This window comes from Flagellimonas hymeniacidonis (genome assembly GCF_008040165.1).
Lineage (GTDB): Bacteria > Bacteroidota > Bacteroidia > Flavobacteriales > Flavobacteriaceae > Flagellimonas > Flagellimonas hymeniacidonis.
The window spans coordinates 122,150-137,251 of sequence record NZ_VRUR01000001.1; the positions used below are offsets into that span (position 1 = coordinate 122,150).

At 40.8% G+C, this 15,102-nt stretch carries 15 protein-coding genes; 11 read left to right on the plus strand and 4 right to left on the minus strand.

What is annotated here, in order from left to right; genetic code table 11:
- From FVB32_RS00575 to FVB32_RS17980, 8 genes are all read left to right on the plus strand, one after another.
- The coding region (locus FVB32_RS00575; RefSeq protein ID WP_187269470.1) for a hypothetical protein at positions 1–552 on the plus strand (552 nt) is incomplete at its 5' end.
- Positions 553–555: 3 nt separating this feature from the next.
- Positions 556–1,722 carry a gliding motility-associated C-terminal domain-containing protein gene (locus FVB32_RS00580; protein ID WP_147740648.1) on the plus strand — a complete coding sequence of 389 codons (1,167 nt, stop codon included), beginning with the start codon at positions 556–558 and terminating at the stop codon, positions 1,720–1,722.
- A 162-nt stretch (positions 1,723–1,884) separates the two neighbouring features.
- On the plus strand, positions 1,885–4,344 hold the full coding sequence (locus FVB32_RS00585) for a collagen-like domain-containing protein (protein WP_147740649.1): 2,460 nt from the start codon (positions 1,885–1,887) through the stop codon (positions 4,342–4,344).
- Positions 4,345–4,350: 6 nt separating this feature from the next.
- Positions 4,351–5,364, plus strand: coding sequence for a hypothetical protein (locus tag FVB32_RS00590; RefSeq protein WP_147740650.1), 1,014 nt, complete (start codon positions 4,351–4,353; stop codon positions 5,362–5,364).
- Positions 5,365–5,380: 16 nt separating this feature from the next.
- Positions 5,381–6,556, plus strand: coding sequence for a gliding motility-associated C-terminal domain-containing protein (locus FVB32_RS00595; protein ID WP_147740651.1), 1,176 nt, complete (start codon positions 5,381–5,383; stop codon positions 6,554–6,556).
- An 82-nt stretch (positions 6,557–6,638) separates the two neighbouring features.
- Positions 6,639–7,373, plus strand: a complete 735-nt coding sequence (locus tag FVB32_RS00600) for a M15 family metallopeptidase (RefSeq protein WP_147740652.1) — start codon at positions 6,639–6,641, stop codon at positions 7,371–7,373.
- Positions 7,374–7,413: 40 nt separating this feature from the next.
- On the plus strand, positions 7,414–8,178 hold the full coding sequence (locus FVB32_RS00605) for a M48 family metalloprotease (protein WP_147740653.1): 765 nt from the start codon (positions 7,414–7,416) through the stop codon (positions 8,176–8,178).
- Between the two features lie 117 nt (positions 8,179–8,295).
- Entirely contained in the window at positions 8,296–8,463 is a 168-nt protein-coding gene (locus tag FVB32_RS17980) for a DUF6747 family protein (RefSeq protein ID WP_317132189.1), read from the plus strand.
- 93 nt (positions 8,464–8,556) lie between these two features.
- Here the strand turns inward: FVB32_RS17980 and FVB32_RS00610 are convergent, their stop codons facing one another.
- A complete protein-coding gene (locus tag FVB32_RS00610) occupies positions 8,557–8,949 on the minus strand; it encodes an ankyrin repeat domain-containing protein (protein ID WP_147740654.1) in 393 nt (130 codons plus the stop codon).
- 208 nt (positions 8,950–9,157) lie between these two features.
- Here FVB32_RS00610 and gpmI point away from each other — a divergent pair, with 208 nt between their 5' ends.
- The 3 genes from gpmI (at position 9,158) to FVB32_RS00625 (ending at position 12,349) form a co-directional block, all read left to right on the plus strand.
- The gene (gene gpmI / locus FVB32_RS00615) at positions 9,158–10,675 is read left to right on the plus strand and encodes a 2,3-bisphosphoglycerate-independent phosphoglycerate mutase (RefSeq protein ID WP_147740655.1); all 1,518 of its coding nucleotides are present in this window, start codon (positions 9,158–9,160) and stop codon (positions 10,673–10,675) included.
- A gap of 70 nt (positions 10,676–10,745) precedes the next feature.
- The gene (gene map, locus FVB32_RS00620) at positions 10,746–11,564 is read left to right on the plus strand and encodes a type I methionyl aminopeptidase (protein WP_147740656.1); all 819 of its coding nucleotides are present in this window, start codon (positions 10,746–10,748) and stop codon (positions 11,562–11,564) included.
- Positions 11,565–11,584: 20 nt separating this feature from the next.
- Positions 11,585–12,349 (plus strand): class I SAM-dependent methyltransferase, encoded by a 765-nt coding sequence (locus FVB32_RS00625; RefSeq protein ID WP_147740657.1) that lies wholly within the window; start codon positions 11,585–11,587, stop codon positions 12,347–12,349.
- Here FVB32_RS00625 and FVB32_RS00630 read toward each other — a convergent pair whose 3' ends face one another.
- Genes FVB32_RS00630 through nqrF form a run of 3 tightly spaced genes read right to left on the minus strand, consistent with a single transcriptional unit; the run spans position 12,350 to position 15,102 of the window.
- On the minus strand, positions 12,350–13,348 hold the full coding sequence (locus tag FVB32_RS00630; RefSeq protein WP_147740658.1) for an FAD:protein FMN transferase: 999 nt from the start codon (positions 13,346–13,348) through the stop codon (positions 12,350–12,352). It lies immediately after the preceding gene.
- A 2-nt stretch (positions 13,349–13,350) separates the two neighbouring features.
- The gene (locus FVB32_RS00635; protein WP_246139807.1) at positions 13,351–13,740 is read right to left on the minus strand and encodes a Na(+)-translocating NADH-quinone reductase subunit F; all 390 of its coding nucleotides are present in this window, start codon (positions 13,738–13,740) and stop codon (positions 13,351–13,353) included.
- A 54-nt stretch (positions 13,741–13,794) separates the two neighbouring features.
- Positions 13,795–15,102: an NADH:ubiquinone reductase (Na(+)-transporting) subunit F gene (gene nqrF, locus FVB32_RS00640; RefSeq protein WP_147740659.1), complete on the minus strand. Its 1,308-nt coding sequence runs from the start codon at positions 15,100–15,102 to the stop codon at positions 13,795–13,797.

Here is a 15,102-nt window from a genome sequence, read left to right on the forward strand (position 1 = left end):
GTCGATGGAATCTTAGGCAACGAGGTCCTAAACGCAACCACGGGAGGGTCCTTGACAAGGTCAGGCGCTGGGTCCGCAGCCGACCCATTCACGCTCGATGTCGCTGACGACGGAATCGATACCGCAGAACTTGCGGACGACGCCGTGACAACGGATGAGATAGGGACATTAGGGGCAACAGATGCCAACAAAGTACTCGGAACGGACGCAGCGGGCGACCCCCAATGGCAAAATCCAGCGGTGATAGCAATGGGTAAAGTTGATGCGGCAGCCATAGCGGAAAATGCAAGTGGTGCAACCGTAGTCAGAAATGGTCTTGGTGACTATACCGTGACTTTAGATACAGCCGTATTATCCGCAGATTATATAATACAATTGACATTACAAAATGCTGGAGCAAATACATCCATTGAAGTAATAACTCAAACAGCAAATAATTTTACAGTCCAGATTTCTCAAACATTTATTGACAATATCACTACTCCTGGTACACCTGTTCTGGATTCAAATCAAATAGATGCTGAATGGTTCTTCACTATAACAGACTTCTAAGCTTTGAAAAAACTTCTTTACATATCACTTTTCCTTTTCACTGGATTTATCCAAGCCCAAACCGCTTTATATAACAGCGGAAACATTCGCATTCACCCTAATGGTAATTTGGGATTTCATACCAACCTGGTCAACGATACTGCCTTTGACCAAAATGAAGGTCTAGCTGGCTTTTATGGAAATCAGGTCATTCAGGTATCAGGGAGTATTTCTCCCACATTTAGAGATGTTGAATTTTTGGTCTCCAATAACGTGTTTTTACAAAATTCTGTCAGCGTGGATAACAACGTAAATTTTGTAGATGGTAACATACTAACGCCTCTTAATGACCAAACCATTCATCTAAATTTTCAAAATAATGGTTTTTTTACTGGAGAAAGTGATGCTTCCAAAGTAACAGGCTTTGCTGCTATTACCAATAGAAGCTTTTTCTCTTTTCCTGTAGGAGACCAAAATCAATTGCGTCCTTTGTTATTGGATTCTGAAAGTGAATCTCCCTTAGCTATTTGTGCCTATTTCTTTGAAAACCCTTCAAGCCCTTCCTCAATCTTAGAAAGTTTTGACATAGAAGAAAAAGTGAGGGATATAGGTACTGTAACGGACAGGGAATTCTGGATTATCCAAAGTGATGTTCCAGCAACTGTTACTATAAGTTGGAATAGTAGAAGTGCTTTGGGCTTGATTCCAAATACAACCGCCGATGCAATAATAGTTGTTGGCTGGAGCAAGCAAGCAAACCAATGGGTCATTATTGGAAATTCCGCACAAAGCGGGGATATTTCTCAAGGATTTGTGACCTCTCAAACTTTTATTCCCAGTGATTTTGAAGCGATTACCTTTGGGACTATTCCCTTGCCAACAGATACCTTTGCTGTAAACAATCCAACCTTGGGCAATTACTTTTTAAGTCCAAACGGAGATGGCACAAATGATTTTCTGGTTATTGAAGGCATGTCAGAATCACCAAACAATAGTCTGCGATTATTCAATCGCTTTGGACAAAAAGTGTTTGAAAAAATCAACTATGTCGATGAATTTACAGGAATATCAAACACAGGGAGTTTGTTACTGAGTCAAGATATTGGTCTTCCGGAAGGAATATATTACTACTTGGTAACTTTAGATGATTTGGAATTAACATATCAGGGCTTTCTATTTCTTGACAGGTAATCTTGTAAGAATTATACTTCAAATCAATTACCCTAAACTGCTAAAAACTAACCTTTTGAAGCACTAGCTCTCTTTTTACAACATTCTTATTTAGCTACACAACATTTACTGGTGATTCCTCTCTCAAGCATCTATTTTTAGCCAGCTATCAAATTAGTTGTAATGAGATTGAGAATAATATTACCCTTTTTTGCCCTATTTTTTTCTGCTTTTGTCTTTTCTCAAGTTAAAGTTGGTGCTAATCCAAACATAATAGATCCTTCATCAATTATTGAGTTGGAAAGTTCCAACAAAGCATTTGTCTTAACAAGATTGACATCAGCGCAAATGCAAAGTATAAACCCATTACATGGTGCTTTGGTATACAATACTGAAACATCATGTGTCCATTATTACAATGGAGTACAATGGGTTAATCTTTGTAGTTCTTCTAATACAACAAATCTCACATTTGTAGATAACAATGATGGAACCTTTTCCATTCTTGATAATGGTCAAATTGTTTTTACATCTTCAGATTTAACCGGCCCGGCAGGTGCAGACGGTCTTGACGGAGCAATAGGTCCTCAGGGACCGGCAGGGCCACAAGGACCATCAGGTGCAGATGGAACAAACGGAACAGATGGCGTCGACGGCGCAATAGGTCCACAGGGACCGGCGGGGCCACAAGGGCCGGCAGGTGCCGATGGAACAAACGGAACGGATGGTATTGACGGAGCAATAGGTCCTCAAGGACCGGCGGGACCACAAGGGCCAGCAGGCGCGGATGGAACAAACGGAACGGATGGTGTTGACGGGGCAATCGGACCACAGGGACCAATAGGATTAACCGGACCAGCGGGACCCCAGGGACCAGCAGGTGCAGACGGAGCAATCGGACCAGCGGGACCACAAGGGCCGGCAGGTGCGGACGGAGCAATAGGACCCCAGGGACCGGCGGGACCACAAGGACCGGCAGGTGCGGATGGAACAAACGGAACAGATGGTGTTGACGGAGCAATCGGACCCCAGGGACCAGCGGGACCACAAGGGCCAGCAGGTGCGGATGGAACAAACGGAACAGATGGTATTGACGGAGCAATCGGCCCACAAGGACCGGCAGGTGCAGATGGAACAAACGGAACGGATGGTGTTGACGGAACAGATGGCGTCGACGGGGCAATCGGACCACAGGGACCGGCGGGACCACAAGGGCCAGCAGGTGCAGATGGAACAAACGGAACAGATGGTGTTGACGGGGCAATCGGACCACAGGGACCGGCAGGACCACAAGGGCCTGCAGGTGCGGATGGAACAAACGGAACAGATGGTATTGACGGGGCAATAGGTCCTCAAGGACCGGCGGGGCCACAAGGGCCTGCGGGTGCGGATGGAACAAACGGAACAGATGGTGTTGACGGAGTAATCGGACCTCAGGGACCGGCAGGTGCGGACGGAGCAATAGGTCCCCAAGGACCAGCGGGGCCACAAGGGCCGGCAGGTGCAGATGGAACAAACGGAACAGATGGTGTTGACGGGGCAATCGGACCTCAGGGACCAGCGGGACCACAAGGGCCAGCAGGTGCGGACGGAGCAATAGGTCCTCAAGGACCGGCGGGACCACAAGGGCCAGCAGGTGCGGATGGAACAAACGGAACGGATGGTGTTGACGGAACAGATGGCGTCGACGGGGCAATCGGACCACAGGGACCGGCGGGGCCACAAGGGCCTGCAGGTGCGGATGGAACAAACGGAACAGATGGTGTTGACGGGGCAATCGGACCTCAGGGACCGGCAGGTGCGGACGGAGCAATAGGTCCCCAAGGACCAGCGGGGCCCCAAGGGCCGGCAGGTGCGGATGGAACAAACGGAACGGATGGTGTTGACGGGGCAATCGGACCTCAGGGACCAGCGGGACCACAAGGGCCGGCAGGTGCAGATGGAACAAACGGAACGGATGGTGTTGACGGGGCAATAGGTCCACAGGGACCAATAGGATTAACCGGACCGGCAGGTGCAGATGGAGCAATAGGACCCCAAGGACCTGCGGGGCCACAAGGACCGGCAGGTGCGGACGGAGCAATTGGACCTCAGGGACCGGCAGGACCGGTAGGTCCACCTCAAACATTGAGTAAAACAGGTATTACTATTACCTTAAGTGACGGAGGTGGGTCTGTAGACGAGACAACGACAACTTTAACTCAAAACAATTCTACAGGAGTAATTACATATACCAATGAATCATCTACTCCTCAAACCGCAAATACTGTAGGGGCCGAAACAGACAATAGTATCTCAGTAGGGGCTAATGGAGGAGCTTACTATGAAAGTCCAATCAAAGCCTTTGGAAAAATAGCTTCTAATGGATCAGTGACCAGAGCTACCGCAGGTATTACTGTCACAAAACTTGGCGGAAATGGTCGTTATCGCGTTAATCTGCCAGCTGGATTAGTATCGGATGCAAATTATATCATTCAATTGACTCAGCCTGGAAGAGGCGGTGCAGGAAATGATGACCCCGGCATATCTTACAATAACCAGACATCAACAAGTTTTGAAGTTATTGTCGGAGATAATGACAATGGTGGCGGCAATCGATTCAGATTTAATTCTGAATTTATGTTTACCATTTTAGATTTATAAACAACTATGAGAAAAGTACTCACAACCTTAATTTTTATTTTAATTGCCAACGCTTCTTATGCTCAAATTGAGGCAGGTTTATTGTTTAGTCTCAACACAGGAAGTACCTCTGAAATAAATGCCATTACTGGTATGCAACAGGGGCAAATGTTATTCAACACTGACACTCGTGAACTATTGGTTTTTAACGGGACCAATTGGGTAACTACCTCAAATTCTAATTGGCTTTTAACTGGAAATGCAGGCAGTACTGGATCATTCTTAGGTACAACCAATGATGTCAGTATGGATATAAGATCTAACAATGTTAGTACTCTTGAGTTTGGAAGAAGACAAACACTGGGGTTAGTCCAAAATTATCTTGACTATACGGATGGAAATCAATACCTGACATATGTTAAAGGCAACAATGGAGTTTCAGCTTTGCAATTTCAGGCAGATGCTGCGGCCTTTTATAAACCTATGTTCTTTACCAATAGCGATGGAAACTTTAGGCTAAAAGGAAGTGCGGCAGGTACTGACTTTTTTGAAATTGGATCTAATGGGGTTTCCAATAATGGGGAGCTAGAATTTATAATCGCTGATGATGGTGCGGAACCTTTTCTTTTTAAACGCTTTGACTATAGAGACCAGCAACTTAAAGAACTTTTTAGAATTCAAGGAAGTGCAAATGCTCAAAATGCGAAACCCAGAGTAGGTGTAAACACAGGGCAAATGGCCAATTCTACCTTCGAGGTTAACGGATCTATGTCGTCTGCAATTGTACGAATCACGAACAGTATTACCCTTACAGAAGATCACCATACCGTAATAATGACAGGGGGTTCCCCGAATATTACATTACCAAATGCAAATAGTTGTCAAGGTAGAATTTACATTGTTAAGAATTATTCAGGCGGTAATAGGTCCAGTTCAACCTATAGGGCTGATAATGGAGGCACTAGCACTCAAATACGTAATGGAAGATGTTATACTTTTCAGAGCGATGGTGTGGAGTGGCAACAAATAGTAAGAGACTAAAATATACCTGTAAAGGATGTTTATACAAAATCGACATATAAAATTATTGCTTTGTGGAGGTTTGTTGTTCTTGAACACGATTCTCTGGGGACAAGATGCTGTACATAATTTTGGAAATCTTCAGTTTCATGCAACGGCCTCTGTTGGCTTTCATATTGATTTGATTGATGATGGTACTTTTCAAAATAATATGGGACTAACCGGTTTTTATAGCGCAAACCGATTAAGCGTATCGGGGTCTTCAAATCCCATTTTTAACGATGTAGAAATTGTAACAGACAATGGTTTGCTTCTAGAAACGTGGATGGGGGTTACCAACAACCTCAACTTTATAGTGGGTGATATCCTAACTTCAAAAAATAACTCAAACAATTACCTCAATTTTATAGATAACTCATTTTATACGGGAACTGGAAATCTAGCCCATATAAATGGATATGCCGGAGCAACAAATAAGGAAATCATAACTTTCCCTGTGGGAGAGGGCAATCGCTTACGGTATTTAACCCTAACGTCCAACGCTGTTAATAGTCTTGCCAAATGTGCTTATTATTTTGAATACCCTAACAATCCGTCTTCAATACCACAACAGTTTAGCACTAACAGCAAGGAATTTGATGATATCCAAATTAGTTTACTTGAGTTTTGGAAATTGGAAAGCAATCAACCCTCTGTAGTTACACTAACCTGGGATGTAAACAGTGATGTAAGTGTCTTGGCTGAATCTATCGAAGGTTTATTGGTAGTTGGCTGGAGCAAAACAAAAAATCGTTGGGAACGACTTGGTAATTCGGACATCACTGGAAACCTTCAAGTAGGAACCATCACCTCGGAGATTTTTGTTCCGAATGAATATGAAATTATAACGCTTGGCGGCTCGGATGATTTGTTGGAAACGTTTTCAGTTCTTGAACTTGATAATTACTTTTTAACTCCAAACGGAGACGGCATCAATGATTTTTTACTCATTGATGGTATTGAAAATACACCCAATAATCTTCTGAATATTTATAACCGTTATGGGGTAATGGTCTATTCCAAGTTAAACTACACCAATGAATTTAACGGTGTCTCAAATCGGAATTCAGTATTAAGCAGGGATTCAGGCTTGTCTTCAGGTATTTATTTTTATACCCTTACGGTTAATGATACCCGGCAAAAGTTTCAGGGGTATATGTATATCTCAGACTAAATACATTTCTAAAACTGGGCCAGTCAGTATCAGTTAGACTAAAAAATACTTCTTAACTTGTCCCGTAAACAAATTCTGTTTGATGAAAAGAAGGACTTTTATAAAAAAAACTGCGGTATCAGGTATTGCTTGTTCTTTACCTCCTGTTTTTCCATTTAGCTCGAATCCAGATTATTCCATTTCGGAACTTATGGGCAAAGCTGATATTGAACTTTTTGGTGAAGGTATTAATCTTAGGGAAGAAGCTTACATGGCTTACACAAAAATGAAAAAAGCAGCATATTCCGCTGGGTTTGATATCAAAATGGTATCCAGTTATCGGGATTTTTACAGACAGGAAGGAATCTGGGAACGAAAGTACTTACGCTTTACCGAAGATGATAACATGCGTCCTTTGGAAGCAATTGACAAAATAATTGAATATTCTACAATACCAGGCACCAGTAGACATCATTGGGGAACGGATATTGATATTATTGACGGATATGCCAAAACCTCTGGAGATGTATTGGTGCCTGAAAAATTTGAAGCAGGGGGACCTTTTGAGGGTTTTAAAGCATGGCTGGATGAAAATTCAGAAGAATTTGGGTTTTATCTAGTTTATACGGATGACCCTAGAAGAAGAGGTTTCAAATATGAGCCTTGGCATTACAGCTACGCCCCTATTTCCATTCCAATGTTGACCGCTTTTAGAAAAAAGAATATTCTAAAGTTATTACAAAACGAAGATTTTGTTGGCTGCGAACATTTTACTACCGGATTCCTGCGAACCTACATTCAAGACAATATTCTTGATATTAACCAGAATCTATTATAGGTCATTTTTTGTATCTTGAGTTCTTAAGAACACTAACACCATGAGAAGAGGAAGTTGGAAAATACGAATCCTGATAGGGCTTGCTATAGTTGCCTTTGCTTTTGTACAGCGCTGTAACAACAAAGAAGAAAATGCATACACCGGAAGAGTTCAGAACATAAACATGACGGCAGATCAAGAAATTGCCATTGGTTTGCAAAGTGCTCCTGAAATGGCTCAACAACATGGTGGGTTATATCCCGATCAACGGATGCAAGCGTTGGTTGATGCTGTTGGGAACAAACTAGTCCAAAGTAGTATTGCTAGAGAAACACCCTACAAATACGAATTCCATCTTTTGGCAGATGATAGAACCATTAACGCCTTTGCATTACCGGGCGGGCAGTGTTTTATCACCTATGCCCTATTCTCCCAACTTACCGAAGCACAATTAGCTGGAGTATTGGGTCATGAAATAGGACACGTTATCGGCAGACATTCTGCAGAGCGCATTGCGGAAAGTAGCTTTTGGCAGACACTTACCATGGGAGCCTCCGTTGGTGGAGATATGGGCGGTCTAGTTAGTGGCATTGGACAAAACACTTTATTGAAAAATGGTAGAGGAGATGAGTTGGAAAGTGATGAACTTGGTGTTTTATTTATGATTCAATCTGGTTATGATCCTTACGAGATGATTGAGGTCATGAAAATTCTAAAAGCGGCTGCCGGACCAAACAGGGTTCCGGAATTTCAAAGTACACATCCCGACCCAGAAAACAGGATAGAAATGATTAAAGCGGCCATCGAAAAATATTCAGGTCGATAGATTTGACACGTTCATCGATTAAAACCTCATATTCCCTAGTTTTGACTACCTTTGGGTGACCCCAAGTCTGAATTACCTTTCCTTAGCCCCCTTTCTGCTATCTAACGAGAACAGTACATGGGAACACTATTACATTTCAGGAACCTTTATAATGAGGCTTTTGATGACTGCAAACCAAGTTTTGTTGTTATCATACTAAAAGGATATACCATATTTTGTGGCATATTATTAACTATGGCGTTGTATGCATTCTTATACAGGGCATTTACAGGATTTGAATTCTAAGACAAGATTTTTACTCTTTTACATGAACACTAAATGAGTTAAAAAGCCCATCCGTTTGGATGGGCTTTTTATTTGGATGAATAAACTCCTTGTTTATTTCTTCATAGCCAATTTTAATACTTCCAAAGCTTCTGTTGCATTGGAAAGTTCTGCGTATTTTTTCGCAGTATATCCTTTATCACAACGTTTTTTTACATTTGCTCCATTAGCAATAAGCAATTCCAAAATTTCAGTTTGGTTGTAGCGAGCTGCAAAATGAATGGGAGCCATTCCAAGTGATTTTTGGTTGACATCTTCTCCCAATTCAATAAGCTTTTTTACCGTCTCAAAATCTCCCTTCATAATTGCTTTGCAAAAAGAGTTGATTTCAGCCGAAATTACCGATGAAGGTAAATTGCTGTCAATAATTGTTGATGAGTCATTGGCGCGCACGCCGGTAGCCACTAGCGCAAAAGCAGCAGCTACTGTTAGGATTGTTTTTTTCATGATGAATGAATTTTTGATTAAAGATTTAACTTATATAAAAGTAGACTCCATCAATCACCAAATGTTACAGCATTAACACTTAAATAACTAAACTTTAACAAGACCATTTTTTTTAACATAAATAATTAACAAATCCGCAAGTAGAAAACTAGCAAAATACTAGGGCTTCCAGCCAAATCATTCTATTTTTGCGGTTCAATTTCACAACATGAACAAGAAAATAATCTTGATGATTCTGGATGGTTGGGGCAAGTCTCCAGATCCAAAAGTTTCTGCCATTGCACAAGCTAAAACCCCTTTTGTTGATTCCTTATATACCCAATATCCCAATTCCAATTTATTGACAGATGGAATGAATGTTGGCTTACCTGAAGGCCAGATGGGTAATAGCGAAGTAGGACATATGAACCTAGGTGCCGGAAGAATCGTTTATCAAGATTTGGCTAAAATCAATAAGGCTGTTTCAGAAAACACTTTGAAGGATGAAGTCGCATTAAAAAAAGCTTTTGAATATGCAAAGGCCAATAACAAGGCGGTTCACTTTTTAGGATTGGTAAGTAATGGTGGGGTGCATAGTCACATAAGTCATTTAAAAGCATTGATCAATGCTTCCCAAGAAAATGGTGTAGAAAAATCCTTTGTCCATGCCTTTACCGATGGTAGGGATGTAGATCCTAAAAGTGGTAAAGGTTTCCTGGAAGATTTGACTCATTTCTGTTCAGATAAAAACACCAAGTTAGCCACAGTAATTGGCAGATATTACGCAATGGACAGAGATAAAAGATGGGAGCGTATAAAATTGGCCTATGATGTTCTTGTGAACGGTAAAGGAGAAAAAGTAAATAATATTTCTGAAGCCATGCAGAACAGTTATGATGAAGGTATCACGGATGAATTCATCAAGCCAATAGTAATGGTAGACTCAGATAACAACACCAATGCTAAAATAACCGAAGGCGATGTGATTATTTTCTTCAACTTTAGAACAGACAGAGGTAGAGAGCTAACCCAAGTATTGAGCCAACAAGACTTTCATGAACAGAATATGCACAAGTTAGATTTGTACTACGTAACAATGACCAATTACGATGATTCTTTTAAAGGAATTAAAGTGGTGTATGACAAAGAAAATATAAAGAATACCTTAGGTGAAGTATTGGCTAATCATGGAAAAAAACAAATACGCATCGCCGAAACCGAAAAGTATCCGCATGTAACTTTTTTCTTTAATGGTGGTCGCGAAGAGCCTTTCGATGGCGAAAAACGCATTTTATGTCCTTCGCCAAAGGTGGCGACCTACGATTTACAACCTGAAATGAGTGCCTATGAAATTAGAGATGCCATTATTCCTGAACTTGAAAAAGCTGAAGCAAGTTTTGTCTGTCTAAATTTTGCAAATCCAGATATGGTAGGGCATACAGGTATTATGGAAGCTGCAGTAAAAGCATGTGAAACGGTAGATGAATGCGCCAAGGATGTAATCACTGCTGGTTTAGAAAATGGCTACTCCACCATTGTTATTGCCGATCATGGGAATTGCGATACTATGGTGAATCCAGATGGAAGTCCAAATACCGCACATACCACAAATCCAGTCCCATTAATTTTGGTTGATGGGGGAATCAAGCATATCAAGGATGGTGTCCTTGGAGATATTGCTCCTACCATTCTTCATTTATTGGGTATTGAAAAACCAGAGCTAATGACTCAAAAATCATTGGTATAACTAACGAATCATCTTTTTTCAAACATTCTGCGAACCAATAATTAATTGATTTCCACTTATCTTTGCAGCCATGGTAAAAATTAAGACAGCGGAGGAAATTGAATTGATGCGCGAAAGCGCATTGGTTGTTTCCAGAACATTGGGAATGTTGGCTTCCGAAATTAAACCTGGTGCTAATCCACTGCAACTGGATAAAATGGCAGAAGATTTTATTCGTGAGCAAGGTGCAGAACCTGGTTTTTTGGGCATGTATGACTTTCCAAATACCCTAAACTGGAGCCCAAATGCCCAAGTAGTACATGGAATTCCAAATAATGATCCATTAAAAGAGGGGGATGTAATCTCCGTAGATTGTGGTGCACTTAAAAATGGATATTATGGGGACCACGCCTACACTTTTGAAGTTGGCGAAGTCGCAGAGGAAACCAAAAAACTACTTAGAATTACCAAAGAGTCCTTATATGTTGGCATCAAGGAATTCAAAGAAGGGAATCGAGTTGGAGATGTGGGTTATGCCATCCAGAATTACTGTGAAAATCATGGATATGGCATTGTTCGGGAGTTAGTAGGTCATGGATTGGGTACTGAACTTCATGAGGATCCCCAAATGCCCAATTATGGGAAACGAGGACGTGGCAAAAAATTTGTAAACGGCATGGTGGTGGCAATAGAGCCTATGGTTAATATGGGCACTCGAAGAATAAAGCAGCTAAAAGATGGCTGGACCATTTTGACTGCTGATGGAAAGCCAAGTGCACATTTTGAACATAACGTAGCTTTAATTGATGGCAAACCAGAACTGCTTTCTACCTTCCAATACATATATGATGCGCTTGGGATAAACAGCAACGAAGAGGAAGCCTTTAGAGCTCAAAAATTACAGGCCTAGGTTTCTTTTTGGAAAGACATATGAAAAGGCTCTTCAAATTCTTTTTAAATCTAATTCCAAGACCTTTGCTCATAAAATTGAGTTATTGGGTTAGACCTTTAATAGCTTTTTGGTTAAAGGGGAAAAAGTATACCGATCCCATTGATGGGAAAAGTTTCAGGGCCTTTCTACCATACGGATATGAGCAACCCAGAGAAAATGTGCTGTCCCCTTCTACCCTATCCTTGGAAAGACATCGGTTACTATGGCTGTATTTAAAAGACGAAACAGATCTTTTTACCAAATCCCAAAAGTTATTGCATTTTGCACCAGAACAAGCTTTTTACAAAAGGTTTAAGCGTTTACAGCATATTGAGTACACCACCACAGATTTAAACTCACCCTTGGCAGAGGTGAAGGCAGATATCTGTGAGCTTCCCTTCGCCGATAATTCATTTGATGTAATTCTTTGCAATCATGTTTTAGAGCATATTCCCGATGATACCAAAGCCATGCAAGAGCTGTATCGAGTACTAAAACCAGGGGGTTGGGGTGTTTTTCAAATTCCACAAGATCTAAAACGAGACAAAACCTTTGAAGACAATTCCATTATTGATAAAAAAGAACGCGCTAAGATTTTTGGGCAATATGATCATGTCCGCGTTTATGGAAAGGACTATTTTGATAAACTTAGGAGTATTGGTTTTAATGTAAATGAGGTTGATTATACCAATAAACTCTCAGTTGAGGAGGTAGAGAAATATCGATTAGCCCAAGGTGAAATCATTCCTTTGGTTTCAAAATAATCAGTTTTTCATCAAAAACTTGAACCCTGAGGTCATAAATTCTTGGGTAACTCCATTTTCATCCAGATAGATAATATAGGCTTCCATTTCATCTTGATTTTTTAAGAGTTTTATTGATTCACTCAAATCCATAGCCATAAGCGCCGTGGCATATGCATCCGCTTCACCGCAAGAATTTGCTATCACGCTTGCGGCCAAAACGCTGGAATTTTTGGTATAGCCCGTTTTTGGGTTGATGGTATGCACATATTTATTTCCAGTTTCAGGGTCAATTCTAAACTTTCTATAATTTCCGGAGGAAGCCATGGCCTTATCTTCTAAGGATACAATTAATTTGAGCTGACGTCCTGTTTCAACCTGAGGATCATCTATACCAACAGTCCATTGCTTTTCAGAAATGGTGTTTATTCCTTTGGTCAAAACCTCTCCTCCTACTTCAACTAAATAGTTTTCAATTCCATTGGCATTTAACATTGCCCCCAGCCGGTCGATGGCATAGCCTTTGGCAACAGCATTAAAATCAAAACGGATTTCCGAATGCTTTTTGGAAACGGTATTGTTTGCATTTAGCTGCACTTTCTCCCAGCCCACAAAGGTCAAAAGGCTATCCACTTTCAAACTATCCAGATTCATTCGTTCCTCTGGCCCAAACCCCCATGCATTAGCCAAAACCCCAATTGTTGGGTCAAAATAGCCATCAGAAGCCCTGTGGACCTTTGTTGAAATTTCAAATACTTCTCTAAACATATCGTCAACCACTACAGTTGAATCTCCCCTATTGATTTTGGAAATATCTGAGGTAGGAATATAGGTTGACATGGATTGGTTTATCACTTGAAAAACCGAATCAATCTCATTTTCAAAGTCTAACTGTTTATCCGCTATATAGATAATGGAATAGGTGGTACCCAATGCACTGCCCACATTTTGATTCTTTATTAATGGATTCGTTGTACATCCAATAAAAAATACAGCTACTAGTAAAACAACTACTCTCATCTTTAAATCTCAATTAATCCTTGATAATCCACTAGATATTCTTCATTTAAAAATACAGGTAATTCTTGATTGGAAGCATTGGACAACCCCACTCCTGCAAAATAGGTTTTGGCTTCAAATTTTATAGCATGGTCCTTCATCTTTTGCATTAATTCCTTATCAAATTCCCTTGAATTCATAGGATATTCCACATTCCTGACCACTATAAAATGTAATATTTTCTCTTTTAAACATACATACTGTGGGTTCTTCTTGAGTTTGCTGTTTACGGCCATAAACTCAAAGCCATCTGCTTCCAGTTCTTTGCCAACAATATTCATGGCCAGATTATGTAGTTCTTGATCCGTAAGTGCTCTTCGTTCTTCCATATAAAAAAACCGATGCTTTCGCATCGGTTAGGTTTTATAATTTACCTCTCGACTGCGCTCGAGGTTAATATCTATCTATTATCCTCCAAAGTCATCAAATCTGATGTTCTCATCAGGAATACCAAAATCTTCTCCCATTTTCTGAACTGCTTTGTTCATTAACGGAGGTCCACAGAAGTACAGTTCAATATCTTCTGGCGATTCGTGGTGGTTTAGGTAATTGTCAATTACACAATTATGGATAAAGCCAACAAAACCGTCTCCTTCTCCATCAATATCTTCTTTTACCTTCCAATTATCCTCTTCCATAGGTTCTGAAAGCGCCATATAGAATTTGAAGTTTGAAAATTCTTTTTCCAATTGCTTAAAGTGGTCGAGGTAGAATAGTTCTCTTTTAGATCGTCCACCATACCAATAGGTAACTTTTCTATTGGTTTTTAAAGTTTTGAACAAGTGGTACAAATGCGAACGCATTGGCGCCATTCCGGCACCTCCTCCAACGTATAACATTTCCGCTTCTGACTCATTGATAAAGAATTCCCCAAAAGGTCCTGAAATAGTAACTGGATCACCTTCCTTTAATCCAAAGATATACGAAGATGCAACACCAGGATTTACATCCATCCATCCATTTTTGGAACGGTCCCATGGCGGCGTAGCAATACGTACATTTAGCATGATTTCTCTTCCTTCCGCAGGGTAAGAAGCCATCGAATAGGCACGTTCTACTGTTTCAGGGTTCTTCATGACCAAAGGCCACAAATTGAATTTATCCCATTCATTCTTGAATTTATCAGGAGTTTCATGCTCCTCTGGGTGTGCTGTAATATCAATATCTGAATACTTAACCTCACAAGGTGGAATCTCAATTTGGATGTATCCACCAGCCTTGTAATTCATGTCTTCTGGAATCTCTACAACAAATTCCTTGATAAAAGAAGCTACATTATAGTTACGGACAACTTTGGCAGGCCATTTTTTAATTCCGAAAACTTCTTCTGGAATGGTGATGTCCATATCTTGCTTCACCTTCACTTGGCAAGCTAGACGGGCGCCATGATTCAATTCTTTTTTAGAAAAATGTGGCGTTTCTGTTGGCAATGCCTCTCCACCGCCAGATAATACATGACACTCACATTGAATACAGGTTCCACCTCCACCACATGCAGATGGCAAAAACACCTTTTGGTTTCCTAGTGTAGTCAGTAAGGAGTTTCCAGAAGCAACTTCAATTTGCTTTTCACCATTAATTGTGATGGTCACTGGTCCTGAAGGAGATAATTTCTCCTTAGTGAACAACAATAATGCAACTAACAATAACAACAAAATAAGAAATGCTACAACGGTAATTAGAATAGTACCTCCAGTACTTGTGGCTAAAATCAT

What these genes read in the sequence shown, in the direction of transcription:
- FVB32_RS00585 (WP_147740649.1), top strand. Translation starts at nt 1,885, where the DNA reads ATGAGATTGAGAATAATATTACCCTTTTTTGCCCTATTTTTTTCTGCT.
- FVB32_RS00590 (WP_147740650.1), top strand. Translation starts at nt 4,351, where the DNA reads ATGAGAAAAGTACTCACAACCTTAATTTTTATTTTAATTGCCAACGCT.
- FVB32_RS00595 (WP_147740651.1), top strand. Translation starts at nt 5,381, where the DNA reads ATGTTTATACAAAATCGACATATAAAATTATTGCTTTGTGGAGGTTTG.
- FVB32_RS00600 (WP_147740652.1), top strand. Translation starts at nt 6,639, where the DNA reads ATGAAAAGAAGGACTTTTATAAAAAAAACTGCGGTATCAGGTATTGCT.
- FVB32_RS00605 (WP_147740653.1), top strand. Translation starts at nt 7,414, where the DNA reads ATGAGAAGAGGAAGTTGGAAAATACGAATCCTGATAGGGCTTGCTATA.
- FVB32_RS17980 (WP_317132189.1), top strand. Translation starts at nt 8,296, where the DNA reads ATGGGAACACTATTACATTTCAGGAACCTTTATAATGAGGCTTTTGAT.
- FVB32_RS00610 (WP_147740654.1), bottom strand. Translation starts at nt 8,949, where the DNA reads ATGAAAAAAACAATCCTAACAGTAGCTGCTGCTTTTGCGCTAGTGGCT.
- gpmI (WP_147740655.1), top strand. Translation starts at nt 9,158, where the DNA reads ATGAACAAGAAAATAATCTTGATGATTCTGGATGGTTGGGGCAAGTCT.
- map (WP_147740656.1), top strand. Translation starts at nt 10,746, where the DNA reads ATGGTAAAAATTAAGACAGCGGAGGAAATTGAATTGATGCGCGAAAGC.
- FVB32_RS00625 (WP_147740657.1), top strand. Translation starts at nt 11,585, where the DNA reads ATGAAAAGGCTCTTCAAATTCTTTTTAAATCTAATTCCAAGACCTTTG.
- FVB32_RS00630 (WP_147740658.1), bottom strand. Translation starts at nt 13,348, where the DNA reads ATGAGAGTAGTTGTTTTACTAGTAGCTGTATTTTTTATTGGATGTACA.
- FVB32_RS00635 (WP_246139807.1), bottom strand. Translation starts at nt 13,740, where the DNA reads ATGCGAAAGCATCGGTTTTTTTATATGGAAGAACGAAGAGCACTTACG.
- nqrF (WP_147740659.1), bottom strand. Translation starts at nt 15,102, where the DNA reads ATGATTTTAGCCACAAGTACTGGAGGTACTATTCTAATTACCGTTGTA.